This window comes from Mycobacterium gordonae (assembly GCF_001417955.2).
Lineage (GTDB): Bacteria > Actinomycetota > Actinomycetes > Mycobacteriales > Mycobacteriaceae > Mycobacterium > Mycobacterium gordonae_B.
Window position 1 is genome coordinate 1 of the sequence record NZ_LKTM01000381.1, and the last position, 25,185, is coordinate 25,185.

At 63.1% G+C, this 25,185-nt stretch carries 25 protein-coding genes and 1 pseudogene; 10 read left to right on the forward strand and 16 right to left on the reverse strand.

Annotation, left to right across the window (positions count from 1 at the left end; all coding sequences use genetic code 11):
* Window positions 1–212: hypothetical protein (locus AO501_RS39895; RefSeq protein ID WP_231752696.1), on the forward strand; the 212-nt coding region annotated here is incomplete at its 5' end.
* A gap of 75 nt (window positions 213–287) precedes the next feature.
* Here AO501_RS39895 and AO501_RS32700 read toward each other — a convergent pair.
* The 7 genes from AO501_RS32700 to AO501_RS32725 all read right to left on the reverse strand — a co-directional run bounded on the left by AO501_RS32700 (window position 288) and on the right by AO501_RS32725 (window position 9,338).
* Window positions 288–614, reverse strand: coding sequence for a hypothetical protein (locus AO501_RS32700; RefSeq protein WP_082658990.1), 327 nt, complete (start codon window positions 612–614; stop codon window positions 288–290).
* 358 nt (window positions 615–972) lie between these two features.
* On the reverse strand, window positions 973–1,152 hold the full coding sequence (locus tag AO501_RS32705; protein WP_055581716.1) for a hypothetical protein: 180 nt from the start codon (window positions 1,150–1,152) through the stop codon (window positions 973–975).
* Between the two features lie 5 nt (window positions 1,153–1,157).
* Window positions 1,158–4,175 (reverse strand): hypothetical protein, encoded by a 3,018-nt coding sequence (locus tag AO501_RS32710; protein WP_156452910.1) that lies wholly within the window; start codon window positions 4,173–4,175, stop codon window positions 1,158–1,160.
* Between the two features lie 201 nt (window positions 4,176–4,376).
* Window positions 4,377–4,634 carry a hypothetical protein gene (locus AO501_RS37585; RefSeq protein ID WP_156452911.1) on the reverse strand — a complete coding sequence of 86 codons (258 nt, stop codon included), beginning with the start codon at window positions 4,632–4,634 and terminating at the stop codon, window positions 4,377–4,379.
* 170 nt (window positions 4,635–4,804) lie between these two features.
* Entirely contained in the window at window positions 4,805–5,305 is a 501-nt protein-coding gene (locus AO501_RS32715; RefSeq protein WP_055581718.1) for a hypothetical protein, read from the reverse strand.
* A 565-nt stretch (window positions 5,306–5,870) separates the two neighbouring features.
* Window positions 5,871–7,562 carry a DNA primase gene (locus AO501_RS37590; protein ID WP_156452912.1) on the reverse strand — a complete coding sequence of 564 codons (1,692 nt, stop codon included), beginning with the start codon at window positions 7,560–7,562 and terminating at the stop codon, window positions 5,871–5,873.
* A gap of 660 nt (window positions 7,563–8,222) precedes the next feature.
* Complete coding sequence (locus AO501_RS32725) at window positions 8,223–9,338, reverse strand: tyrosine-type recombinase/integrase (protein WP_055581720.1); 1,116 nt, start codon at window positions 9,336–9,338, stop codon at window positions 8,223–8,225.
* A 545-nt stretch (window positions 9,339–9,883) separates the two neighbouring features.
* Between AO501_RS32725 and AO501_RS32730 the strand changes: the two genes are divergently transcribed.
* Both AO501_RS32730 and AO501_RS32735 read left to right on the forward strand, forming a co-directional pair.
* Window positions 9,884–10,222 carry a hypothetical protein gene (locus AO501_RS32730; protein WP_055581721.1) on the forward strand — a complete coding sequence of 113 codons (339 nt, stop codon included), beginning with the start codon at window positions 9,884–9,886 and terminating at the stop codon, window positions 10,220–10,222.
* 72 nt (window positions 10,223–10,294) lie between these two features.
* Window positions 10,295–11,272: a Rieske 2Fe-2S domain-containing protein gene (locus tag AO501_RS32735; protein ID WP_055581722.1), complete on the forward strand. Its 978-nt coding sequence runs from the start codon at window positions 10,295–10,297 to the stop codon at window positions 11,270–11,272.
* A gap of 57 nt (window positions 11,273–11,329) precedes the next feature.
* On the opposite strand, the gene AO501_RS32740 is transcribed toward AO501_RS32735, so the two are convergent.
* The 3 genes from AO501_RS32740 to AO501_RS32750 form a co-directional block, all read right to left on the reverse strand.
* Complete coding sequence (locus AO501_RS32740) at window positions 11,330–12,079, reverse strand: YoaK family protein (RefSeq protein ID WP_371934997.1); 750 nt, start codon at window positions 12,077–12,079, stop codon at window positions 11,330–11,332.
* 133 nt (window positions 12,080–12,212) lie between these two features.
* A complete protein-coding gene (locus AO501_RS32745; RefSeq protein ID WP_055581724.1) occupies window positions 12,213–13,373 on the reverse strand; it encodes a fatty acid desaturase family protein in 1,161 nt (386 codons plus the stop codon).
* A 9-nt stretch (window positions 13,374–13,382) separates the two neighbouring features.
* Entirely contained in the window at window positions 13,383–14,483 is a 1,101-nt protein-coding gene (locus AO501_RS32750; protein ID WP_055581725.1) for a ferredoxin reductase, read from the reverse strand.
* A 165-nt stretch (window positions 14,484–14,648) separates the two neighbouring features.
* Here AO501_RS32750 and AO501_RS32755 point away from each other — a divergent pair, with 165 nt between their 5' ends.
* The 7 genes from AO501_RS32755 (at window position 14,649) to AO501_RS32785 (ending at window position 21,371) form a co-directional block, all read left to right on the forward strand.
* Complete coding sequence (locus AO501_RS32755; protein ID WP_231752697.1) at window positions 14,649–15,770, forward strand: PucR family transcriptional regulator; 1,122 nt, start codon at window positions 14,649–14,651, stop codon at window positions 15,768–15,770.
* Window positions 15,771–15,870: 100 nt separating this feature from the next.
* On the forward strand, window positions 15,871–16,101 hold the full coding sequence (locus tag AO501_RS32760; protein WP_055581727.1) for a hypothetical protein: 231 nt from the start codon (window positions 15,871–15,873) through the stop codon (window positions 16,099–16,101).
* Window positions 16,102–16,287: 186 nt separating this feature from the next.
* Window positions 16,288–16,587, forward strand: coding sequence for a PE family protein (locus tag AO501_RS32765; RefSeq protein WP_055581728.1), 300 nt, complete (start codon window positions 16,288–16,290; stop codon window positions 16,585–16,587).
* Between the two features lie 8 nt (window positions 16,588–16,595).
* Window positions 16,596–17,825: a PPE family protein gene (locus tag AO501_RS32770; protein WP_082658991.1), complete on the forward strand. Its 1,230-nt coding sequence runs from the start codon at window positions 16,596–16,598 to the stop codon at window positions 17,823–17,825.
* A gap of 310 nt (window positions 17,826–18,135) precedes the next feature.
* Complete coding sequence (locus tag AO501_RS32775) at window positions 18,136–19,365, forward strand: acetyl-CoA acetyltransferase (RefSeq protein ID WP_055581729.1); 1,230 nt, start codon at window positions 18,136–18,138, stop codon at window positions 19,363–19,365.
* Between the two features lies 1 nt (window position 19,366).
* Entirely contained in the window at window positions 19,367–20,893 is a 1,527-nt protein-coding gene (locus AO501_RS32780; protein ID WP_055581730.1) for a carotenoid oxygenase family protein, read from the forward strand.
* Window positions 20,894–20,897: 4 nt separating this feature from the next.
* Window positions 20,898–21,371, forward strand: a complete 474-nt coding sequence (locus tag AO501_RS32785) for a glyoxalase/bleomycin resistance/dioxygenase family protein (RefSeq protein ID WP_055581731.1) — start codon at window positions 20,898–20,900, stop codon at window positions 21,369–21,371.
* A gap of 65 nt (window positions 21,372–21,436) precedes the next feature.
* Here AO501_RS32785 and AO501_RS32790 read toward each other — a convergent pair whose 3' ends face one another.
* The 6 genes and pseudogenes from AO501_RS32790 to AO501_RS40935 all read right to left on the reverse strand — a co-directional run.
* Window positions 21,437–21,871 (reverse strand): SRPBCC family protein, encoded by a 435-nt coding sequence (locus AO501_RS32790; RefSeq protein WP_055581732.1) that lies wholly within the window; start codon window positions 21,869–21,871, stop codon window positions 21,437–21,439.
* 66 nt (window positions 21,872–21,937) lie between these two features.
* Window positions 21,938–22,366, reverse strand: coding sequence for a hypothetical protein (locus AO501_RS32795; RefSeq protein ID WP_055581733.1), 429 nt, complete (start codon window positions 22,364–22,366; stop codon window positions 21,938–21,940).
* A gap of 27 nt (window positions 22,367–22,393) precedes the next feature.
* A complete protein-coding gene (locus AO501_RS32800; protein WP_055581734.1) occupies window positions 22,394–23,167 on the reverse strand; it encodes a VOC family protein in 774 nt (257 codons plus the stop codon).
* A 77-nt stretch (window positions 23,168–23,244) separates the two neighbouring features.
* Window positions 23,245–23,718, reverse strand: coding sequence for an SRPBCC family protein (locus tag AO501_RS32805; RefSeq protein WP_055581735.1), 474 nt, complete (start codon window positions 23,716–23,718; stop codon window positions 23,245–23,247).
* Window positions 23,719–23,722: 4 nt separating this feature from the next.
* Window positions 23,723–23,902 carry an antitoxin gene (locus tag AO501_RS32810; RefSeq protein ID WP_055581736.1) on the reverse strand — a complete coding sequence of 60 codons (180 nt, stop codon included), beginning with the start codon at window positions 23,900–23,902 and terminating at the stop codon, window positions 23,723–23,725.
* A 78-nt stretch (window positions 23,903–23,980) separates the two neighbouring features.
* Window positions 23,981–25,185: pseudogene (locus AO501_RS40935) on the reverse strand (PPE family protein); the annotation flags it as partial.

Sequence of the window (25,185 nt, forward strand, 5' to 3'; positions counted from 1 at the left end):
ACACCCCCAGCCAACCAGACCCCCCGATCACCAGTCGAAAACAGCTGACCGCCCTACACCCTCAATTGCGAAGAGCCACAAAAGTCATGCCGGTCATGCTGGTTGTGTGTGCCGCGTTCGCGGTCATCACTGGCCGAATCCTGCTTGCGCTCGTCGTCTTAATCCTCGTGGCACTGATCGTTGAGGGGGTCAACCGCTTGCGGATGCGCTAATGCGAAGACGTGAGTCAGATGACTCACCAGCAGGCACCCCGGCATTCTGTTTCGTGACGGGGTGCTTGTCGGTCGTCAGGCCATGGCGTAACGGCGGGCACCGAGCACTTCATGCCCTTGTGGGTGGCCTGCCGGAGCCTCAGGGTCTTCGAAGCAACCCACTGCTGACAGAGCGGCGCTCAGCGCTTTCAATGCGGAGATGAGTGAGGCCTCAGAGCCATCCGGAACCTCAATCGTCCAACTAGCCCGCAGGTCGGCCGCCGTGGCTGTGTAGTCAGCATCGACGCCGTTATTAGCTAGTTCGTCTGTCACGGAGTCTAAAAACGCTTCAAAGCTGTCGTGGTCGTCGGGATCGTTTTCGCCGAGAGTGAACTTCATCTCGATCTCGTACCATTCGGACATTTTCACTCCCTTCTCAATCGTCCCAGCACGTTGCGCGTTTGAGTTGTCCGCGCAGATGTAGTTCATAGTAGGGGTTCGAAGGGGTTAGCTTCACCGTCTTGATGTGCAGCTTGTCACAAGGGCATTTCATCTTGAAATACCTGTTCGGCCGTTTTTCGATGCGCCAGCCTTTGTCTTCGGCTTCGCGGAGCAACTTCTCAAGGTCCTTGTTCGGATGCTTCGGTCGAGTCACGCCCCATCGCCGCTTCCACGCGGCCTTACGCTAGACACAACGCTCAAACTAGTGTGTTCGTTCCGCTGCAGTCACGCAACTCGCGAAGATTCCGGTTGTAAGCCGCGTCGGATTCGAAGCTTGGCTTCAGGCCATCCCCGGCGTTCCCGGCGAGACAAGCTGCTCAGCCACGTCAGCCAGTTGCATGGCCAGCGCGATAGCTTCGGCGCGGGTCATCACTACCTGCAGGCCGCCAATGGTCAACATAGCGCGGTCAACGTTCGTCTTGGTAACCACAGCATCCACATGGGTGGCAACCCACTTCATCGCGACTACCTCGTGCCCATCAGGGGCCGGCCCCCGTAGCGCATCCGCTGCAACTGCTGCCTGTCGTTGGCCTTGCGGGTCAATTCGTCAACGTCTTTGACCACCGTGTCTTTGAACACCACGGAAAAGTCATTGGTAACCCCGCCCTGCGAAGCCGGGTCGAACATCCCTACCGGCTTGCGTGCGATGGCCGCGATGTTGTCGAACTGCTCGGGATTCAGCACCGGCTCGGGGCGCTTGGTCAGGTTGAGGTTCAGGCCCGGCATCAACCAGCCGCCATCGTCGTAGAGGCCGAGCATGCCACCGAGGTTCTGTGGACCGATGTTGATGGGGTCTGGCGACTGATACGGAGTGACTGCTCCGGGGAGCCCATTGGGCTGCACGGTTGGCGGGGTGGGGGCCGACAGTCCAGGAGCGAGTTGCCCGAGGCCCCCCGCGCCCGCTGAGTTGCCAGCCATTCCCGCGAACGGCGACGCCATCTGGCCCGGACCTCCCGGTTGAGCTTGTGCTGCAGGCGCCCCAATAGGCTGAGCCCCAGCGACTTGGCCGGGCTGCACCGGTCCACCAGGTGACATACCCGGGGTTAGCTGTCCACCAGCGTTTTTGGTGTCCTCAGCGAGTTGACCCTTCTCCCCAGTAGTGATCCCAACCGGCTGGCCGGGCAACTGTGGAATGAACTGCGTGGGGTCTGTCTGAGTGAGCCGGGGGACGCCGAACGGCAGCAGAATCTCGGTCAAGGCATCGGTCCAGATACCGGCCATCTGGAAGCCGAAATCAACCGATCTCTTGGCCGCGTCCCCGCCGATACCCAAGGCTGTCGATGCTGCAGCGCCGGCCGCTCCACCGGAGCCGGGAGCGAACGCGTTAGCGCCCATACTGGCCGCGCTGGACGCTGCCGAGATAGCCTGATCGATCACGTTGTTGATGGCGCTGGCGCCCATCATGTAGAGGCCTGAAGCGAAGCTGGACCCCGCCTGGCCTGTGCCGCCCGCTCCCGCTGGAATGAGACCCTCAGTGCGGATAGGTGAGTCAGGTGATTCACCTGTCAGGGGCGCGAGAGCGGCCTGACCACTAATACCGCCCAGGGATGGAATTACCCCGCCCTGACCCATGGCCTGTGCGAGCATCCCTTGCAGGCCGGGGGGCAGCATGAATTGTTGCCCCTGTTGCGGAAACCCCGATGCTCCGAAATTGGCGTGAATGTGGTTGTAGTGCCCGCCGCCCTCAGGGGTCTGCCACATGGTGTAGTCGGACCCGAGCGCACCCGCGTTGGCCTGAATGAAGGCATTGATCTGGTCACCCAACGCCTTCCCTGCAGGGTTCCGGCCGCCACTGGTATCGCCACCGGGGATCATCAAGTCCAGCGCAAGCCCGCTCGGGTGCCAGCGCAAGGCGTCCTGCCGGTAGCCACCGATGTCTGTGAGTTCCGGGAACAGGGCTGAGAGGATGCGGCGGCCTCGAATTGTGTTGGCTTGCAATCCTCCCTCACCACCGCCCGCTATCGGCAGCTCGCCGTGAGGGCCGATGGCCCCGCGCTGCATCGCGCTCAGCCAGCGCATCGTCATCGGATCGATGGCCGGCGCGTTGACGCCGTTGAATCCACCGTCATCGAACACGCCGAGTAGGTGGCCCGTCTGTGCCCAGATGTCCAACGAACGCTGACCACCATTGACGGGGATGAATGCCTCACCGCCCGTTGAGCCCTCCGCCCACTGCACCAACCCCTTGCCGGCACCGGGGGCGATCATCGCCTCAGTGGGCAGCTTCCCGTCAGCGAAACCGGGCGGGAGGATCAACGCGCCAGCAGCGTCCTTTTGCTGTTGAGTCATGGGCGCCAACGCTTTTGGCGGGGGAGTCCCTCCGGGCAAGGCCCGGCCAAACGCTAAATCGGCAAGCCCCAAGGCTGGGTTGGCCACGTGAAACCAGTCGTTGAGTTGGAAGCCCTTCTTTCCCTGAAGCTGGTCACGAACACCTGTCCAAGCGTTGTGGAATCCCGGCATGAACTGATCGAGCCCGGCCAGTGTGGCGGCAACCGGGCCAGCAGCGGCAGCGATGGCGCTGAGGCCACCCGCGATCTTGCCCGAATTGCCCGTTAGGGTAAGCAGATTGGTGTTGGTGCCTTCAATGGCGGCCTTGGTTTTGTTGAAATTGTCCTGCAGGGTTCCAGCTTTGGTGGCGAGATCTGATAGGACGTTTGAAGCGCCGCCCTGGCCAATGGCGTTGAGAGCATCGGCAACACCCGTCAGCGCGCCGCCGAGATCTTTCCCTTGAAGTGAGTTCAGCGCGGCGTTGACATCAGCTGAGCCGATAGAGCTGAGCGCGCCTTTGAGGCCGTTGAGGGAATCGGCGCCGAGATGGAGGTTACGGGGATCAAAACCGCGCGCTGCCCTGGCCGCATCCCCAATACTGCCCGCCACACCGCCGAGGTTGATACCGCGCAGCGACTGCAAGCCGCCTATGACGCCATCAACAGTGAGCCCATTGCCGCCCATGGCGACTACGGCGTCATTAACCCCGCCGATGGCGTCAGCGCCGCGTTGGGCGACGTTGATGACGCCACCCACCTTGTCTCGCATACGGTCTGCCCAGTCGTCACCGAAATGGGAGCCGATGGCGTTGTGCAGGGCCTCACCAATCTTGGCGCCTGCGCGACCCATGGCGTCAACGATTTCCTGGTCAACCTCTTCGCCGGCATCCTTAGCGCCCTTCTTCGCACCCTCTTTGATCTCATCACCCAGCGCCTTGCCGCCGCGCTTGCCGGCCTTGGTCAGAGAGCCTTCGATTTTCTTTGAGCTGGCCTCGACCTCGTCGGCCGCCTTCTTCGAAGATCCGCCGATGCCTGACAGGTCACCGGTCAAATCCTTGAGAACCTTGCGGCCCTTGCCGAAAGCTTCGCTCAGCCGCCCACCGGTCTTGTCGGCGGAACGCTCAACCTCGGAAAATTCCTTGTTGATCTGCTCGGCAACGGAATCGTATTCGACAGCAAGTTGCACGTAACCCGCTGCGAGCTGGATTGCTGACATCGCCCCAATCTCCTTGTCTTTCAACGGTTTTCGCAGCCGGTCGAATGTCGAATGTTGTTGTGTTTCTTTGCTTTTCGCTTTTTGTTTTTCTTTTTTAGCGTTTATTTATGGTAAATAGATATGGCGCGAGACGGCCTCGCGGCTAAGTCGAATCAAAAAATGCGAATTGCATTGTGCGACAGGCTAATTCGGGTGCGAAAGTCATTGTGCCACTTGAGCTTTCATATCAATGCCGTGCTTGCGTTGCATCAATTCATCAAATGCCGCGATTATTTGCTCTGTTAATCGCAACGCTTCTTTACGGCTGAATATGAATGTGAAAGCTCCGAATTTCACCACGATGCAGTCACGGTTCACATCAGCTCGTACCGCCACCTTCAATTGCCCTGTGCCAAGCTGTCTCATCGCGACATCACCACTGGCCCGGGAAACGCCACCGGAAACAGTCGGTGCACCCACAGTGAATCGAATGCCCGACGATTCGGTCGGCGAGTTGAGAACTTCGTGAGCGCGAACGTGCGAATGCCGAATCAATGAGGAGTAGCGCCATCTCCGCGTGACCCATTGCGCGCAGACATAATTCCGGGCTCGGGGGCAACTCAGCCGGTTCCCTGCCGGCCATGCCGGGGTCAACCGTCCTTCCGTGCGCCAGGACCCTTGCGATAGACCAGTGCGCCCCGCATGTAGTCCTCCATGCGGTTGTCGGAAGCTTGCATCTGCTCCCGGACGTCCGAATGATCCGAATCATCGGCGGTTGCGGTTACTTGCAACCGAGCGCGTTCTGCCATGCTCCCGGTCAGGACGGGAAATTCGATTTTTCGCGCTTTCCTCGCCTTAATTCGCTCACGGACCGGATGAGGCGCAGGATTCTCCCGAATCCGCCGCTGCCGTTCCCGATATGCGGCTTCCGCGGCGTCCCGCTGCTCAACGAGTTCGCGGACGACTTGGCCGGGCAGAACCCGCATTCCGCATTCATCGCGTACAACCGCGCCATTGCATCGGCGGATGATTTCCCGCGTTCCGCAATCCAGTTCGGCCGCAACTTCGGCCAAAGTATAAAACTTCTCGCTGATCATCGGTGTCCCGCTCACATCGCCACCCGACTTGTTGCCATTGTGACCACCCAACATTCTGAATTCCTACTCCCATCGGCATGAATAAAACGATCAAGATCAGCTGAGTAAAGCGCAGGCTCACCACAAGCGGGGCAGAACTGGGGATATTCGCTTAGGGCTTGTGTTCGGCGCTGACAGGTTCGGCACGTGCGTCCAGAAGATTTGGCGCGAAGATGAGTGACCGGCTGGTGGCGCGTTTGCATCATGTGAGTTCTCCGTATTTTTTAGTTGTCGCCCAATTGGGACTTTGTTTCAGTATCCACCGAAAGCGGCGGATCTGCCCTGTAAAACGATGTGGTGTCACCCCTGCATTCCCTAGTGTCACGTCACCGGGGCGTCAGGTGAGTCATTCTGACTCAGGCTCTCAAGGTGGATTCGCTAGCCAGGCGGGACGGGACACGGGACACTTTCTGCTCCCCAAGCTCGGGCTCGCGTATGACGCGAAAGAACATAATAGATAGATAACATATATTCGCTGGTAAGCGCACTTTTACTTGAGGCAGGCCTAAAGTGAAGGTTGAGAGTTGGACCGGGAAATCACTGCAATGGCATGTCCCGTTTCCCGTATGTCCCGTATTTGCTATGACTCGTCTTCATCGGCCATCACGTATCGTCGCTCGTCTTGTGAATTCCGAACCAAGATCCCATCTTCGACCATGCCGTCGAATAGGGGACCAAGCATGTCCCGATACCGGCTGTGGAACTTATGAAGCAACTCGTCCCTTGTGAGCCCTGCGTGGCCGCATGCGGCAATCTTCTCGATAATCTGCTGACGCCGAGAGTTCCGCAACACACGCTCCTGGTGCGATCTTTCCTGGTTGGCGGCGAACTGCTTCTGCCCATTCTTTTTTCCCTCGCGCACGGACTCAGCCTCTGTGGCGGATTCCCATTCCTGTATCACCCACTCGCGCGTGTGCTCACTGACCCGGCTGGCCACCCCGGCCAGGCGCCAGTCCTCTTCAGTCATCTCGTCGCGGCCGTCAAGCACTGCTAGTGCAAATGCGAACTTTTCTCGCGCAAAGAGAGCGTGGCTGTTGAGTGGGCTTTCTTCCCCCCGGTTGCTTTTTAAGTGAGTGTCTTTGATGAGATGCTTGACGATGTAGGGCACTTTCAGCTCGCGGGGGTACTGCCATGCCGAGTGCGGCGGCAACGTCAGCGGAGTAGGCATCAGGGGCGTGTCGAAGGTCAGTCGCGGATCTGTGCTCGGAAACCACATGAAGCGCTGCAGCATGCCGCCGTGGGGGTCGTCTAACAGTGCCCCGGCCCGGGCCGGTTGAACGTTGGCCACCAAGGTCAACCGGTAGGTTCCTGCCCCTAGGTGCTGACTACTGGCCGTGCGATAGCTGAAACCCAACCCTTCGGCAGTAAAGGCGCTGCGCAGGATGCTGGACAGGGTTGATCCGCTGCGTGTGAGTAGAGCTTTCAGCTCATCGATCTCGTCAACCAGGAACATGATCGATTCGTGTAGACCCCGGGGCTCTCCGGTCTCTTTGTTGGCCGGTCTCACGTAAGCGTCTATCAGACCTTCGCCACTACCCAGGTTGCGTGTCATCACCAGATCTGGGACTAGTTCCCGAGCCGCCTTCATTGACGACGATTTTGTGCTTCCACTCTTTCCGGCCACTGCGGCATACCAGTTCAGCGATCCCGGCCCACCAATCAGAGGTGGCAGCACCGCGTTGGGCCGGACCAAGGCCAACGCCCTTGCCGCACAATGTGCCAACACTGCCCATGGTGAGCACATTCGCGCCAGTGCACCGAGATAGACCGCCTGCAGCGAGTCTCGCTTGGTCCAAAATCCCGACTCGATATCGGGGATCGACAGCGTGGACCTCGTTTTCGGCTCATCATCACTGGGGAGGACCGCACTGCAGTTGGCGACATGGGACAGGTCGCGGGGTTGTCTCAGTCCCGCTTCGAAACCGGATTCGATGGTGCCGAGCACCATTCGCTCTCCGTCGTCAATGTGCCCGTTTTCTCTGCAGGCATCGAACAGGGCTTGTCGAACCTCTCTCTCGTCCAAGGCGCCGGCCGCAACGAGCTGCGCCAGGTTGTAGGCCGCTTTATTCAGCGTGTGATTACGGGTGCCCCTAGTTTGCGCTTCCAGATCGGCTATCTCACGCCGGAAAGCTTTCTCAGCATAATTGCGCTGAGCCGTCGTAGTCTGGTGGCCAGGAGTGGCCCATTCAGCGCTAGCAATTGCCCTTTCAGTTGCCGCTTGGGGGTCTTCGTACGGCTCGTCTTCCCAAGGAAGCTGATTAGGCTTCGGCATCGCTGCTACAATTCATGTGACATCTCCCATGATGGACCCCAGGGGCGGATCAGCGGGTCTCGCCTCTGGGGTATTTACTTGCGCAGCCGGATTTGAAAATGCTTGAGTCTTATGACTCAGCTAGAAATCACGAGCCACTACCGACCGGCTGGTACAGCTTTGCAAGTTCGCGCGGATCGATCATTAACAACCTTGGACCGATCCGAGTTGCATTGATGAGGCCGGTGCTGATGTAGCGCCGGAAAGTCCGATCACTCACCCGACAGCGGCGTGCAGCTTCCGGCAGAGGTATCAATTCGGGTGCCGGTTCGTCCCTGACTTCGGCTACAGCGGGCTTTCTGCGGGTGGCCACTTCATATGCCTCTCAACGTAATCCGGTAGGTGCGTCTACACACCTGATGAGCGTTGAAGGTACATATGTCTAGATATGGCCGCAATGCAGTGCGTATCGCCTGTACTGACAGGACCGGTCAACTGTCATAAAGCAGCTAAGGACTCGTCAACGCCGGTAACAGATATTCCAAAGTATTCAAACAAGCTTCGGCGCCCTGCTAGCGTATTCGGCGCTTGCTTCTTGGACAGAAGCGTGGCGGCTGTACAAAACGGGGTGAGTCAAATGACTCAGCAGGGCAAAGGGTTTAGATCGGTATGTGATCTTTGTCACCCAGTGGGCGCGCCGGTCGCCAGTCTCGACAGTCGTTCGGCGATTTCCGCATCACGCCCTTCGGCGACGTGCTGGTACCTCAGCGCCATTTGCGGGGTCGTGTGCCCAAGGCGGTGCATCAATTCCGCTGTCGTAGCACCACTCTGAGCCGCAAGCACGGCGCCGACGTGCCGCAAATCGTGGACGCGCAGGTTGGGTTTTCCGATTGCCGCGCGGGCTTTCTCCCAGTGCGTCCGGTAGTTGTCACCGTGCATGTGATGCCGACCATCTTCCATCGGGAAAAGCAAGGAATCAGCCGCCTTGCCTACATGAAATTTTAAGTGCCCCTTGATAATTGGACGGATATGTGGAGGGATTGCAACATCACGGACGCCCGCCGATGTCTTGGGCTGGCCAACTGTGAAACTGCCCGCTCGGTAGGTGACCGCTCGGCGCACATGCAGGACCGTGCAATCCGCACTCACGTCGGCTCTGCGCAGTTCGGAGGTCTCCCCCCATCGCAGGCCACACCATGCCGCGAGTACCACGCTCGCGCGTAACCGAAGCGGCATTTTCGACGCCAGCCGGTCCAGCTCGGCCGGGGTCAGAATGTCGATCTCCCGTTTCCGCTTGGTTTGCATGGCCGCACGGATACGACAGGGGTTCGCGTCAAGCACCTCGTCCTGTACGGCTGTCGCGCAAATGGCGTGCAGGAGCGCGTAAGCATGTGCGTTGCGAGTCGGATGATCCGAGCCCAGCCCGGAGTGCCACTGGCGCACCTTGGCCGGCGTCAGCGTCACCAACTTCATGTCGCCAAGCTCGGGCAGGATCAACCGCTCAAGCATCGACTCGTAATGCGCGCGGGTCCGTTCACGTAGACCGCGCTGCTTGATCCATCCGTCTGAGTAGGTGCGCAAGGTGATGCCGTCTGAGCGTTCAACCGCGCCCCATGTTTCGAGATCGATCTTGCGTCGCTCGACGGCAAGCCACCCCTCGGCGTCGGATTTGACGGCATAGGTGCGCGGGGCGCGATGGAGTGCACCATCAGGCCCTATGTAGGCGGCGCTGTAGCGGCCTGAGCGTTCCTTGCGTATCCGACCGAAGCCGCGTCGGTTTTGACGCTTCGTGGACATACAACCCCTGACTGGTTGCACAACATACGAACACACAAGACTGTAGCGACATGTCCGGCAATGTCATATACTGCCGGGCGTGACAAAGAGCTGAAACCGCAGGTCAAGCTACAGAAATCACAGTTCAGAATACACCGCTACGCCGCTTGCTGCGCCAGGTTCGAATCCTGCCGGGGGCACTTTTTGCGTGTATGACGTCGGTTGATGCTTGACGTTTCTGTTTCGGGTGATGCCTGACAGTGTTTCGGCTGATGCTTGACAGTTGTTTCGGTTGATCCCTGACGTCACGCTCGGCGCGGAGATCGTTTTGCGAGCGAGTCGGGGACCGCGATGCGCCGACAACCGCGCCGAGCGTGATCTGAGGGATGAAATCCGGCCGGGAACCCACCCTCACGTCACGCTCGGCGAGGTGAGAGGAGCGGAGGGGAGAGAAAGGCGTCCCTGACACCTGACTGGGCAAGAAAATCGCAAGAATCACGCGAAGATTCGGCATGCACGCGCGGCCAAGCTGGCCCCATAGCCAACCGCGCAAGGAGGAATCACTGATGCACGTCACGTTGAAGCGCATGTCGACCTGGGCGGTGCTGGCAGCCGCTGCCGCGAGCCTGGGCCTAGGGGTGACACAGGCCACTGCCGGCGCCGACCCCTCCCCCATGGTGTGCCCGGACCCGAACTCGCCGCCCAGCCAGACCAACCGCTGCGCCTACCAGTGGTGCCCAGGCTCGCCTGAACTCAAAAACATGCCCAACTGGGATCGCAGCGTCTGCCATGCCTGGTACTTCGACGAGAACAGCCCGGTGACCGATTCGACGATCATCGAAGGCTTTCCGCCGCCGTGGCCGCCGGGGCTGCAGTGCATCCCCCTGTTGACCTGCCGGCCCTGACCGCGGGACCCCACCCGGTGGCTTAATTTACTATTATAGGAAAATTGAGTCACCGGCCGGAAGGGTCCCACCATGCCGCAGCGGTTTCCCTTCGCGGACTATCCCAACGGATGGTTTCAGGTCGCCTACAGCCACGAGGTCGGCCGGGGTGACGTGATCAACCTGCACTACTTCGACCGCCAGTTGATCTGCTACCGGGGCGACTCCGGCACCGCCTACGTCCTCGACGCGTACTGCCCACATCTGGGCGCCGACATCGGAGTCGGCGGCTCGGTGCGCGAGGACTGTGTCGTATGCCCCTTCCACGGCTGGTCCTTCGACGGCGCCGGGAGCAACGTCGCCATCCCATATACCAAGCGGCCCAACCCGACTGCCAAACTCCGCAGCTGGCACACCGTTGAACGTGCCGGCATCATCTTCGTCTGGTACGCCCAGCGCGGCGGGGATCCTGAGTGGGAGCTGCCCAAGATACCCGAAAGCGACGATGCGGCTTTCGCCTTCTATGCCCCCGATGACGCGCGGTGGAGGTTTCGCTCACACCCACAGGAGGTGTTCGAAAACACCGTCGACATAGCCCATTTCGCCACGGTGCACGGGGTCTCGGCATTCGGGGCACTCGATGTCGAGCAGGACGGGCACCTGTTTCGCGCCATCGCCGAGGTGAACTTCGAGACACCACGCGGACCGGTCTCGGGCGCGGTCGACTCCGAGCTGTTCGGGATGGGTGTCGACGTGGTGCGGCACCGCGGCCTGGGGCGCTCGTGCACCATCCTGACGGTCACGCCTGTTGACGGTGAATACGTCGAGGCGCGATACACGTTCTTCGTGGCCCTCGACCCCGATACGGGTGAAATGACCAGGATGGGAGAGGGATTCGCGCGCGACTTCTGCAAGCAGATCGAACAGGACATTCCCATCTGGGAGAACAAGATCTACCGCGACCGGCCCAAACTGGCCCAAGGCGAATCTGCGATCATGCAGTTTCGCGACTGGGCGCAGCTTTCCTACGAACCCGGCACCGAGGAAACGCCATCACCTCGCCGAACGTGAACTCACGGCGTGAATTCCGGCGAAAAGCCGCCGCCAGTGCACGCTCGGCGCGTCGGGTCAGGCGTGCACGGACTCCGCGCTCGCATCCTCCGATTCGTCGCGGCGATTACGGGTGTGCAGCAGGCAACCGGCCGCCACGGCCAGGCATGTGACGGCGGGAATCACCAGCGCCCACCCGCCCAGCCGCGAACCGACGAGCAGACCGATCACGCCGCCTGCCAGGAACAGGACGAACGTCACCGTGAGCACCGTGCCCTTCCACTTCTCCAAGCCGTGCTCGCGGCTGCGGCCGAGCATCAGGCCCAGGTCGGTGATGGTGCCGGTGAAGTGGGTAGTCCGCACAGCCATCCCGCGAAAGCTCGACGTCAACCCGTTCTGCATGCCGAGCGCCGTCGCGGCGCAGACTGCCTGCAGGATGGGTTGCTCCATCCCGAGCGTGGACAGCAGCGCCCTGACCGGGGTGTCTTCCAGGCCGGCCGCCGCCAGACCCAGCAGTGTCGCCTCGAAGATCAACAGCGCGGCATGCCGCGGGCCGGCCTGCGCGCGCGTCGGCGCCAGCACCGCCCCCGCGATCGCCGCCCCGAACAGGAACCCGAAGATGATGGCAGCCAGCAGGTGCCCTTCGTAGAGCCAGGGATTGGCCGTGTTCATCCCGAGCTGGGTCGTGGCTGCCGTCACATTTGCGACAGGAAACGCCAGCAACAAGATGGCCACGGCGTTGACGAACCCCGCCGTCAACGCGAGCACGGCGCTGTACCCGAGGACAACCCAGCGGGGGAGCGGCCCGCCTTCCTCGGCAGGTTGCATCCACCATTGCATTGTCGTCAGATACCCACGTGAGTTGTGACCTAATCGCTTTCGGTCAAACAACCTTCGGTAAACGGCCCGTTAACCAAAAATCGGAATTTGGCCTGAATTAATTGACGCGGGGATGTCCCGCTCAAGCGGCTTGGGCTTCCCGACGCGGCCGGGCGAAAATCACCTCGCGGATGGCCGACGGCTGCATGGCTTCCGACGCCTTGCGTCCGAAGTCGTTGGGCAGCGACAGCCGGAAGACCTTCTTCCACGCCGAGGCGACCTGGCGTGGCAGCGAACCGGTGGTGTAGGTCAACCCGTACCGCTCGAACAACTCCTGCACCTTCGGTGCGATCTCCTGATACCGGTTGCTCGGCAGATCCGGATACAGGTGATGCTCGATCTGAAACGAGAGGTTGCCACTCATGAAGTGCAGGAAGGCATTTCCTGAAATATTGGCCGACCCGAGCATCTGCCGCAGGTACCACTGACCGCGGGTCTCACCCTCGATAGAGGTCTTCTCGTAGGTCTGGACGCCCTCGGGGAAGTGCCCGCACATGATCACCGAGTGGGTCCACAGGTTACGGACGAGGTTTGCGGTGAGGTTCGCGGTCACCGTCGTGACGGCCGAGGGACCCGACAGCAGTGGGTGCAGCACGTAGTCGCGCATCACGTGCTTGCGCACTTTGGCCAGCACCTTCTTGCCCTGCTGCCGGAATTGTTCTTTATCGCTACGGCCCTGCAAATACTTCCCGATTTCGAGATCGTATGCGGCGATTCCGTATTGAAAAAGGCAGGCATTGATAAAATTCCACAGCGGCTGCGCCAGATAAAATGGCTTCCAGCGTTGATCTTCGTCGACCCGCATGATCCCGTACCCCAAGTCATGGTCCTTGCCAAGGACATTGGTGTAGGTGTGGTGGACCTCATTATGCGAGTGCTTCCACATCTCCGATGGCGAGGCGTTGTCCCATTCCCAGGTGGTGGAGTGGATCTTCGGGTCCCGCATCCAGTCCCACTGGCCGTGCATCACATTGTGGCCGATCTCCATGTTTTCCACGATCTTCGAGATCGACAGTCCGGCGGTGCCGATCAGCCACGCCGGCGGGAACAGGGAGAACAGCAGGACCGCGCGACTGGCCAGCTCCAGACGGCGCTGGCCGTCGATGACGGCGCGGATGTACGCGGCGTCGCGCTCGCCGCGGCCGGCCAGTACGTTCTCGCGGATCGCGTCCAGTTCACGCCCCAGGTTCTCGATGTCCTCGTCGGACAGGTGGGCGGTCGGGTTCGGTTGTGTAGCAGTCATTTCGGCTCCTCAGAGGTCGAGCTCGCAGGCACCCGCAGCAGCGGACACGCAGGTCTGAATTTGTACGTTGTCGCCCGGGTTGGCAGTGGTGACTTCGCCGTTGCGCAGGTCGCGCACCGCGCCCTGACGCAACGGCACGACGCACCCGAAGCAGACGCCCATCCGGCAACCCGACGGCATCAACACCCCGGCGGACTCTCCGGTGTCCAGCAGCGTCTGGGATCCGTCGGCTTCCACGACGCTGCCGCTCTTGGCGAACGTCACGGTGCCACCTTCGCCGGCGGTGATGACGGCCGGGCGGAAGCGCTCGATGTGCAGCAGGTCGGCGATGCCGTCTGCGGCCCAGCTGTGTTCGATCGCGTCAAGCAGGCCGGCCGGCCCGCATGCCCACGTTTCGCGTTCGGCCAGGTCGGGGACCAGGTCGGCCAGGCGCGTCACGTCGAGCATGCCGTCGGCGTCAGTGTGCTTCTCCACCAGACGGATTCGGCCCTCCCGGGCCAGCATGCGCAGTTCCCAACCGAATATGACGTCGTCTGCGGTGGGCGCGGAGTGCACCACCACGACGTCCGTGGCCGGCCCGGCTAGACCTGCCATGTTGCGCAACATCCCCATCACCGGGGTGATGCCGCTGCCCGCCGTGACGAACAGCACCTTCGCCGGCACCTGGTCGCCCAGGGTGAACTCACCCGCGGCCTGGTCCAGCTGAATCACGGTCCCGACGGTGGCGCGCCGAACCAGGTAGTTGCTGACCACGCCATCGGGGATCGCCTTCACGGTGACCGCGATGCAACCGTCCCGGCGCTGGGTCTTGGAGGTCAGCGAGTAGGCCCGCCACTGACGGACCCCGTCCACGTCCACGCCGATGCGCACGTACTGGCCCGGCACATGGGGGCGCCAGCCCCGTCCAGGCCGGATCACCACGGTGGCGGCGTCGCGGGTCTCAGGGTGGATAGCGACGATGCGCCCGCGCAAGTCGGAGCCGGACCGCAGCGGATCGATGATGTCGAGGTAGTCGTTGGGAACCAACGGCGTCGTTACCCGCTCGGCAAACTTCAGCACGCGCTCGCGCAATGCGCCGACGACATTGGGTCGGGTAGCCACTGTTGTCATGACCCCATCCTCGTTGTCACCGGATGTAAAGTCTTGACCTGTCCGTGCAAAAATATGGGCTCAATTTGTTCGAGAGGAATAGATTTGGCCGATTCGTCGCTTCGACTGAGCGGCTTGCAGCTCGACGAACCCGTGGTCAGGGCGTTGGAGTCCATCCTTCCGGGGATGGCAGAGCGAACAGTGACCGCGATCACGGTGGCGGTACCGAGTTATGCCGACGCCTTCAGCGGGCGGATGGGCCAGATCATCGAGAATGCGGTGCAGACGTCGCTGGGCGTGTTCCTGCGACTGGCGACCCGACCCCGGGACACCGATCCCGGGACGTCCCTGCTGCAGGCCGTCGACGGTGCCTATGAACTCGGGCGCGGCGAAGCGCGTCAGGGCCGGACGATTGATGCGCTGCTGGCGGCCTATCGGGTGGGAGCTCAGGTCGCCTGGCAGGAACTGTCGGCAACCGCCGTCGCAGCGGGACTCCCCGCGTCGACCATTGCGAGGTTCGCCGAGTTGGTGTTCGCCTACATCGACGAGTTGTCAGCGTCCAGCGTGTCCGGCCACGCAGACGAGCTGGCCACCACGGGCCGGGTCCGGCAGCGTTACCTCGACCGGTTGAGCCAGGATCTGCTGGCCGGGGAGGCCGCGGCAACGCTGACCGCCGCGGCCGAGCAGGCCGGCTGGCAGCCGCCAGACACGCTTACCGCAGTGCTGGTGCCGTTGACGCAAACCCGGGGTTTGGCAGCGCAATTCGGGCAGTCCACGCTGCAATTGGCCGAAGATCTACCCGGTGTGGACGCGGCGGAGGCGCTCGCAGTCCTGCTGGTCCCCGACGTGGCCGGCACCGCACGGCGCCAGTTGCTGTCGACGCTGGGCGCCAGAAAGGCTCTGGTAGGCCCGGCCCGTCCGTGGATGGACGTCCGGACGTCCTACCAACGCGCTCTGCGCGCCCGGGACCTGTTGCCGGCCGAAGCCGACAGCGCCGTCGACACCGACGACCATCTCGTCGAACTCGTGCTCGGCGCCGACCGGGAGGCTGCCGACGACCTGCGGGCCCGAGTGCTGGCGCCGCTGGCCGGCCTGCCGCCCAACACGGCCGACCGGCTCACCGAAACCCTGCGCTCTTGGGTGCTGCATCAGGGCCGGCGCGACGCCGTGGCGGCCGATCTCTTCATTCACGCTCAGACGGTCCGTTACCGGATGAGTCAGCTGCGCGAGCTGTACGGCGACCAACTGGGCGAGCCCCGGACCGTACTGGAACTGACCGTCGCCCTGGGCATCGAATCGACCGCCTGACCCATCGGCGAGGGCTTGCCCCGGTCCGGCTGAGCGATTATGGTGATCCGTAATACGGATATTCGGGATTCGTATTGCGAATCACTCAAGGAGAAGTGTCATGACAAGCCCCACGATCAAATACGTCGGCATCTATACCGCCTTCGCGGCGACCGCCATCGCGCTGACGGCAACCCTGGGGTTGGACTCGGGAAGCCAACAGGCGACCTCGATGAACGACACCACGTCGGCCCCCACGACTACTCTCACCCCGCTGACCACCCTCGCCCCGCCGTCGACCCTGGACGCTCCCCCGGCCCTGTCGGCTCCCCCGGCCCCGCCGCTTCCCTGACCGCGTCACGTCCCCGCCGGTCGATTTCTTTGAGAACATCGCGGTCAAACTTGAACCGTTAGGTCACCGAAGCAGTAACCTGCAGCTAGCACGTGCCGGCCCCCGGAATTGGTCATCACCGGTGTGATATCCAATCCCCCTGGGGCACAGGCACTTCGGTTCGGCCATCGGTCAAAGGAGACGCGGATGTCGTTTGTCGTCACCCATCCGGAGACGTTGGCGTCGGCAGCCGGCACCCTGCGGGGGATCGGGTCTGCGGTCGCCACTCAGAACAATGCCGCCCACGCGCCCACCACCGGAGTAGTTCCGGCTGCCGCTGACGAGGTCTCAGTGCTGACCGCCGCGCGATTCAACGGGCACGCCCAGACCTACCAGGCAATGAGCGCTCAGGCTGCGATGGTCCACGAGTTTTTCATCAGCACATTGGCTGCCAGCGCCGGCTCCTACGCGGTCACCGAGGCCGCCAATGCGCTCTCGGCACGGTAGGAATCGGGTTGGGTACCGACTTCGGGCTGTTGCCGCCGGAGGTTAATTCGGCCCGGATGTATATGGGTCCAGGGGCGGGTTCGATGCTGGCCGCCGCCAACGCCTGGGATGGTGTAGCCGCGGTGCTGAACTCCGCGGCGGTGTCGTACGGGACGGTGATCGCCGGCCTCGCGGTCGAGTCATGGTTCGGCCCCGCGTCGGCGTCCATGGCTGCCGCGGCCACACCGTATGCGGCTTGGCTGAGTGCGGCCGCGATGCGGGCCGAGCGAACCGCAGCCCAGGCGCGTATTGCCGCCGGGGCGTATGAGACCGCCTATGCGATGACGGTGCCGCCGCCCTTGATCACGGCCAATCGCGAGCAGTTGATGTCGCTGGCCGCGACGAACCTGCTGGGCCAGAACAGCCCCGCGATCGAAGCGTGGCAGGCCGAATACGCCGAGATGTGGGCTCAGGATGCCGCCGCCATGTTCGCCTACGCGGCCTCGTCCGAGACGGCCTCGACACTGCTCCCGTTCACCGCACCGGCCCAGGCCGCCGACCCGGCGGGTCCGGCGGCCGCGGCGGCCGCGGTGAGCGGACAACCAGCGCTGGATCTGATCTCGTCGATGTCTGCGCAGACACTGCAGGGCCTGGCGGCTCTGATATCGCCGGCTTCCACCGTGACGACGGCGACCGCCGCCGCCATCCCCACCCCGATCGGTGACCTGGACATCGCGGCCGCGTATATCGCGATCACCGCGACCGCCAGCCTGTCGCTGTCCGCCGTGAACACCGCCCGGCCGTGGATCTTCGGTTACGGGAGCACCAGCAAGACTCCGGGCGACGACGCGGTAGAGCCCACCGGAGGCACCCCGCTCGGGTCGCACCAGGATGCTGGGCCGAGCGTGGGCGGGGTTGCGCCGAGCGCCGGCGTGGGTCAGGCCGCTCTGGTAGGAGCGTTGACGGTCCCGCACAGCTGGACGGTGGCCGCTCCGGAGATCCGGCTGGCGGTCGAGTCACTGCCGAGCACGGGCGCCGGCGTCGGCCCCGCGCCGACGAACCTGGGCGCGGCGCCGGCGGCCATGCTGGGTGGCATGGCTCTGGCGAGCATGGCGGGCCGCGGCAGCACGGGCGCCGGTCCGGCGAGTACGGACGCCGCGGCCGAGGACGACGGCCAGCCCAAGCGCAAACCCACGGTCGTGGTGATCCAGCAGCCGCCGCCCCCCGGCCCGGGTCCGACGGGCAACCGTCCGCAATAAATCACAGCGGCAGTGTAGAAATTTTTGTCAACAGTTGCTCCGCCCCAATGTTCTTCGCGTTTCAACAGTTCGGCGAAGCTTTCGCCGCGAGGGGCCGGATGTTGTCAAGAAGAGATGTTTGCCATCGGCCGAGGATGGCAATGTGACAACGGAGGTGGGCGTATCGGCCGGCCTATATGCCCACCCAGGTCCCGTCGGTTCAGCCCGAGAGCCGACGGGACCGCTTTATTTCGGGCCTTTTCCGATCATGATCCCGGCTCACCCCGATATGCCGTGATGCGGTGTCCGACCTGGGAGTACCGTGCCGCGTATGGGTGGCTCGACTGCTGGCATCTGGATTCTGGGTGGCTATCAAAGTGACTTCGCTCGCAATCTCACCCGGGAGGGGCGCGACTTCGCGGCCCTGACCGCCGAAGTGGTGGACGGCACGCTGGCGGCTGCCCGGGTGGACGCGGCGGCCATCGGAGTTGTCCATGTCGGCAACGCCTTCGGTGAGATGTTCGCCACACAAGGACATCTGGGGGCAATGCCGGCCACGGTCTGCGGTGACCTCTGGGACAAGCCCGCCTCACGCCACGAGGCGGCGTGCGCGTCGGGAAGTGTGTCGGCGCTGGCCGCGATGGCCGATCTGCGGTCGGGGGCTTACGACAGCGCGCTCGTCGTGGGCCTGGAACTGGAGAAGACCGTGCCCGGCGACACCGCCGCGCAGTATCTGGGGGCGGCGGCCTGGACCGGGCACGAGGGAGACGGCGCGCGTTACCTGTGGCCGTCGATGTTCGCGGAGGTCGCCGACGAGTACGACCGGCGCTACGGATTGGACGACACCCATCTGCGGGCGATCGCCGCGGTCAATTACGCCAACGCGCGCCGTAATCCGAACGCCCAGACGCGCACCTGGACGGTGCCGGACCCCATCACCGACGACGACGAAACCAACCCGATCACCGAGGGCCGGTTGCGTCGGCTGGACTGCAGCCAGATGACCGACGGCGGTGCCGGAGTGGTCCTGGTCAACGACGCCTATCTGCGCGATCACCCCGATGCGCGACCGGTCGGTCGCATCGACGGTTGGGGGCATCGCACCGTCGGGTTGGGCTTGCGTCAGAAGCTGGACCGCTCGAGCGACGACCCGTACGTGTTGCCCCACGTGCGCGCCGCGGTGCTCGACGCATTGCGGCGTGCCGACGTGACCCTGGACGACGTGGACGGGTTCGAGGTGCATGACTGCTTCACCCCCAGCGAGTACCTCGCCATCGACCACATCGGTCTGACCGGGCCCGGGGAATCGTGGAAGGCCATCGAGAACGGCGAGATCGAAATCGGCGGTCGGTTGCCGATCAACCCCAGTGGCGGCCTGATCGGCGGCGGCCATCCGGTCGGGGCGTCGGGAGTTCGCATGTTGCTCGACGCGGCCAAGCAGGTCAGTGACGCGGCCGGCGACTACCAGGTGGACGGCGCGAAGACCTTCGGCACGTTGAACTTCGGCGGCAGTACCGCCACCACGGTCAGTTTCGTTGTCAGCACTACGCGAGGAATGTGACATGGATGTCGAGGTGATTGGCAAGTACCTGTCGACCCTCCCCGAGGATGACGACCACCCCTACCGCACCGGCCCGTGGCGTCCGCAGACCACGGAGTGGAAAGCTGACGACCTGACCGCGGTGGAGGGTGAGGTTCCGTCGGATCTGGACGGCATCTATCTGCGGAACACCGAGAACCCGCTGCATCCGGCGTTCAAGACCTACCACCCGTTCGACGGCGACGGCATGCTGCACGTGGTGGGTTTCCGCGACGGGAAGGCGTTTTACCGCAACCGGTTCGTTCAGACCGACGGTTTCCTGGCCGAAAATGAAGCGGGTGAACCGCTATGGCCCGGACTGGCCGAGCCGGTTGAGTTCGCCAAACGCGACAAAGGCTGGGGCGCACGCGAATTGATGAAAGACGCGTCCAGCACCGATGTCATCGTGCACCGCGGGGTCGCGTTGACCAGTTTCTACCAGTGCGGCGACCTGTATCGGGTGGATCCCTATTCGGGCACCACGCTGGGCAAGGAGAGCTGGAACGGCGGCTTTCCGGTCGACTGGGGTGTATCCGCACATCCCAAGGTGGACAACCAGACCGGCGAGCTGTTGTTCTTCAACTACAGCAAGCAGGACCCGTACATGCATTACGGCGTAGTCGACGAGAACAATGATCTGGCCCACTACGTCGACATCCCACTGCCCGGGCCCCGGCTGCCCCATGACATGGCGTTCACCGAAAACTACGCCATTCTCAATGATTTCCCGCTCTTCTGGGATCCGCGACTGCTCGAGCACAAGGTGCACCTGCCACGCTTCTACCCGGACATGCCGTCCCGCTTCGCGGTGATTCCGCGCCGCGGTTCGAGCGCCGATATCCGTTGGTTCGAGGCGGACCCGACTTTCGTGTTGCACTTCACCAACGCCTACGAGGACGGCGACGAAATCGTGCTGGACGGTTTCTACGAGGGCGCGCCGCAACCTATGGAAAGCGGTGCGGGTCCAGCTGGCAAGTGGGAGAAGCTGTTTCGGTTCCTGGCGCTGGACCGGATGCAGGCCCGATTGCACCGGTGGCGGTTCAACCTAATTACCGGTGCGGTCAAGGAAGAGCAGCTGTCGGACTCCATCACCGAGTTCGGCATGGTCAACGCGGACTACGTGACGTCGCCCTACCGCTACGTGTATGCCGCCAGCGGCAAGCCCGGCTGGTTCCTGTTCGACGGACTGGTCAAACACGATCTGCTCACCGGCGGCGAGGAGCGGTACTCATTCGGCGAAGGCGTCTACGGCAGTGAGACCGCGATGGCGCCCCGGACGGGCGGCAGCGGCGCGGAAGACGACGGCTACCTGGTGACCCTGACGACCGACATGAACGCGGACGCGTCGTACTGCCTGGTGTTCGACGCCGCCCGGGTCGGGGACGGTCCGGTGTGCAAACTGGCACTGCCGGAACGCATTTGCAGTGGTACCCATTCGACCTGGGTGCCCGGCACGGAGTTGAGGCGGTGGGATCGGGCCGAGACGGCGGCAGACGCCGTGGGGCTGTAGACGCATGGGCAAGCACCGCACGACGCACTGGCCCCTGTCGTTGGCGTCGATCGGCTCCATCCGATTCGCCCGACGCTCATCGAACTTCGCCGAGACGGTCCAGTTCTACCGCGAACTGGTAGGGCTGCCCCTGCACGAGACCTTCGGCGACAGCTATGGCAGCAACGGCGCCATCTTCGGGCTGCCCAGCTGGAATCTGACGATGGAGATCGTCGAGTCGGTCGAGCCCGTCGCGGTGGACCCGCATGAACAGCTGTGCCTGTACTTCCCGGATCAGCAATCCCAACAGGCGGCGATCGCGCGCCTGGAGGCGGCGTCGTGTCCGCGTGTCGAGCAGCACCCCTACTGGGCCGCGGTGGGCGCGGTCACCTACCGGGACCCCGACGGCCGCGAGGTCGTGTTCGCGCCCTTCGTCTACGGCGTCAACGAGCCGGAGGGTAGTTCGGCCTCCGGCACGCACGAGTTCCCCTCGAACTGATACGCGTTTCGCCGTGCTTGTTCGCGGTTTGCGGCCATCGAACCTGCGGCTGCCGCCGCCGGACGCTACTCCTCCAAGGCACTCGCGCATCGGTCGAGAATCGCCCGGAAGTTCCAGGGGAACAGACGGGAGGTGACGGCCTCCATTGCCTTGCCGCCCGCGCGAACAGGATGGGTGTATTCCGTCAACCAGCTGACGTGAGTTCCTTCTGCTTCGGGGGTGAACGTCAGAGTGCCGCCCTGATGGTCGAAGACAGGGAAGGACCGAACGATCCGATACGAGTAACCGCGCGGTGGATCATATGCAGTGATTTCTTCTCGAAGCCACATGCCTGTGGCGATCGCCTCCCGCAGTGCGCCGGCGCCATGGCCTGGTGAGTTCTTCGCCCAACCGGCCTTGAGAATCAGAGGCGCCGCGGTCAAGTTAGCGGGATCCGACAGCCAACCGAAGATTCGTTCGGGCGAAGCCCTGATCGTCCGCTCCACATGAATCTTGACCATCAGTAATCCCGCCTTTGTCGTCTGCGTACACCGGCAGGGAAACCTTAGACGGACGACGCCTACGTTCTAGCGCCCTCTGCCCAACGCAGCGGTCGCCACCGCCCACAGCGCACACAGCACCGCGCACCCGGCGGCGACCGCCCCCACGTACAACCCGTATTCGGCCGATACCGGCGCATTGACGTTGCGCTGGTAATACAGCACCATGAGCGCGCCGATCAGCAGCGAAATGACCAGCGCGGCAATCGACGCCGCCCGCACCGAGAGTCCGCGGCCCACCATCGCGCCGGCCACCAGCAGCGTCGACGACAGCAACACGATCAGTTGACCGGCGCCGAAGCCACGAGGCAGCTCCAGGCTCCCGTGGGTGCCACCGATGGCGTTCGCCCAGCCACCACCGTTGACCTTGGTCGCCAGCCAGGGCATCCAGGCGCTGGCCAGCACCGCCGTGGCGAACAGCGCCACCAGCCAACCGGGACGCAGGTGGCGGGTCATGGTTGCGAGGTTAGTCGAGGCAGCGCCTCAGTCCTGAAGCGACGACAAGTTGAAGGCGACTCCCGTCGGATCGGCGGCCGCGGCCAGCCGCCCGTAGGGGGTGTCCTCGGCCTCGCGTAGCACCGCGCCACCGTTGTCGGTGATCACCTGCAGCGTCTTGTCGACATTTTCGGCGCCGAAGAAGATGTTCCACTGCGACGGCACACCCTCGGGTAGGAATCCCGCTCCGTCCATCACGCCGAGCAATTGTTGGTCGCCGAACCAGCCTGTGGTGTAACGGAATTCATCGGTGTCGCCGACCTGCTCGGTGCGCCACCCGAACACCTCGCGGTAGAAGTCAACGGCGGCGCGGTAATCATGCGTCGTCAACTGATGCCAGACGGGTACACCGGCTTCGCCCGTCACCTCAAAACCGCGGTGCTGCAACGGCTGCCACAGACCGAAGGCGGCACCGGACGGATCGGTGGCCACCGCCATGAAGCCCTTGTCGGGAACCTCCATGGGCTGCATGCAACCTGAGCCGCCGGCCGCGGTGATTGCCGAGACCGCCGCATCGATGTCGGCGGTGTGGAAGTAGGTGGCCCAGTTGTCGGGAGCCTGCCACTCCGGATTGTTTGCCATCAACCCGGCGACGGCACGGCCTTCTTTGGCGGCGTTGATGTAGCCGCCGTAGTCCGGGCCGGCAGACTCGAACGTCCATCCGAAGACGGTTCCATAGAAATCTTGCGCACGGTCGACGTCGGATGTGGTCAGGTCGATCCAGCAGGGGGCGCCCAGCGGCGCGTCGTCACGGATTGGCACAAGGTCCTCCTTGGTCGGTGGGTACCTCGATATCGACTCGGCCTGAGCCGGAATGTCATCGGCACCGACCAGTCAGCTCAGCGATCCAGGACGCTGTCGCCGTTCGTCCGCGGGTCAGGGCGGGCGAACACCCTGACGAAGTTCTGCAGGGATTCGCGGATATCGCTTCGTAACGCGGCGGCGACGACCATGCCGATCGGCCCGAACAACGCCGGCCCGCCGAGATGCACGTCGAAGCTGACGACGGAACCCTGCTCTTTAGGCGCGACTTTGGCCATCAGTTTCACCTTGACCCCGCCCACGCCGTCGCCGTTGAGCGTCATGCCTTCCGGGGGCTTGTAACGCACGATCGTCCACCTGATGCGGTTGGGCATGCCCTTGACCTCGACGTAGGACTCGATGACGGTGCCCTTCTCGAGCACGTCGGGCAGCTTGCTACGCCAGACCTTATGGATGGTCAGCCACTCCCGGTACCGGTTCAGGTCGGAGGCGTGTGTCCAGGCCTGTTCCGGCGGCAGCGGCACATCGATTGATCCGGAGAGTTTCGCCATGTCGTCAGCTCTGCTGGCCGCCGGTGTCGACGATCTTTCTGGCTTCCTCCTGCACCTTGTGGATGGTGTCGGAGTACTTGCCCTGTGTCTTGTCGTCGACGAACTCGCCGGCCTTGGTGATCGCCGTCTCGACCTTGTCGGCATTCTGCGCGAGCAGGTCTTTGGCTTTGTCCAGGAATGCCATGTGCGCTGTTCCTTCCCCATGGGACTCCTCCCCCGGGAGCCCTACTTTGCTGGGGAAACCCTACTTGTCGCGCCCGGGCTAGGGCACGCTGCCTTGCAGGAACAGACCGGACAGTCGGGTGCCGGCGTTCCCGATGCCGGAGATGAGGCCGGCTACCGCGATGTCCAGGCTGCTGGTGTTGCCGATACCGGACATGGCGCTGCCCAGGTTGGTCAGGCCGGACAGCAGTTCGCCGCCGTAGTTCTCGAAGCCGGAGATATGCGAGCCGACGTTGAAGATGCCGGAGATGGTGTCACCGATGTTGCCGAATCCGGATGTGCCGCCGCCGCCGGAGTTGAAGAAGCCCGACGACGGGGCGGTGGTCGAGTTGCCGATGCCGGCCATTGCAAGCAGTCGGGACACCGGCACGGCGATCGGACCGCTCCCTCCGGCGAGACCGACGGTGAGGAAAGTAGTGTCGCTGCCGACGGTGAGGTCAAGCGGAATTGTGGCGAGTCTGATCTCCGGCACCTGGATTGGGTCGAGCGCAGAGCGCAATGGAATCTGCAAGCTGATCGGGAGGCCCGAGACCGGAATGTGGACGTTCGGAACGGGTCGGGCAGCGGGATCACCAGGTCGAAGCCGTCGGTTTGGGCGTCGACCACGATGTCGAAGTTCACCGGAATCGCGCCGCCGTTCACAGCGTGAATTGTGAACGGGTTGATGGTGAGCCCGGCGATGTTCCCGGTAACCGGCAACTTGATCAATCCACCGCCGCCAAGGGTCAGGGGGATGTCGGGGATGGTCAGGGTGTAGTCGGCCTGGATCAGGCCCTGGCGGTCACCGCGCCACAACAGGCCGTTGCTCTGGTTGCCCGAGATGAACGCCCCGGTATCGAGGTCGCCGGTGTTGGCCCACCCGGTGTTGGTGTCCCCGGTGTTGAACCCCCCGGTGTTGACATCACCGGGGTTAAAGGACCCGGAATTGAAATCACCGGCGTTGAACCCGCCGCTGTTGTAGCTACCCGCATTGGCCCAGCCGGTGTTGAAGCCACCGGCGTTGAACACCCCGGTGTTCGCCGTCCCGGAGTTCCCGATCCCGGTGTTGAACGACCCCGAGTTCCCGATCCCGTAGTTCCCCGTCCCGGAATTGAAGAACCCGACATTCCCAGTCCCCGAATTGAACAACCCCACATTCCCCGACCCCGAATTGAACGCCCCGAACCCCACCTGATGATCACCGGTCAACCCGACACCAAAATTGTTGCTACCCGTATTGCCGAAGAAGTTCACTCCCTGCAAGTC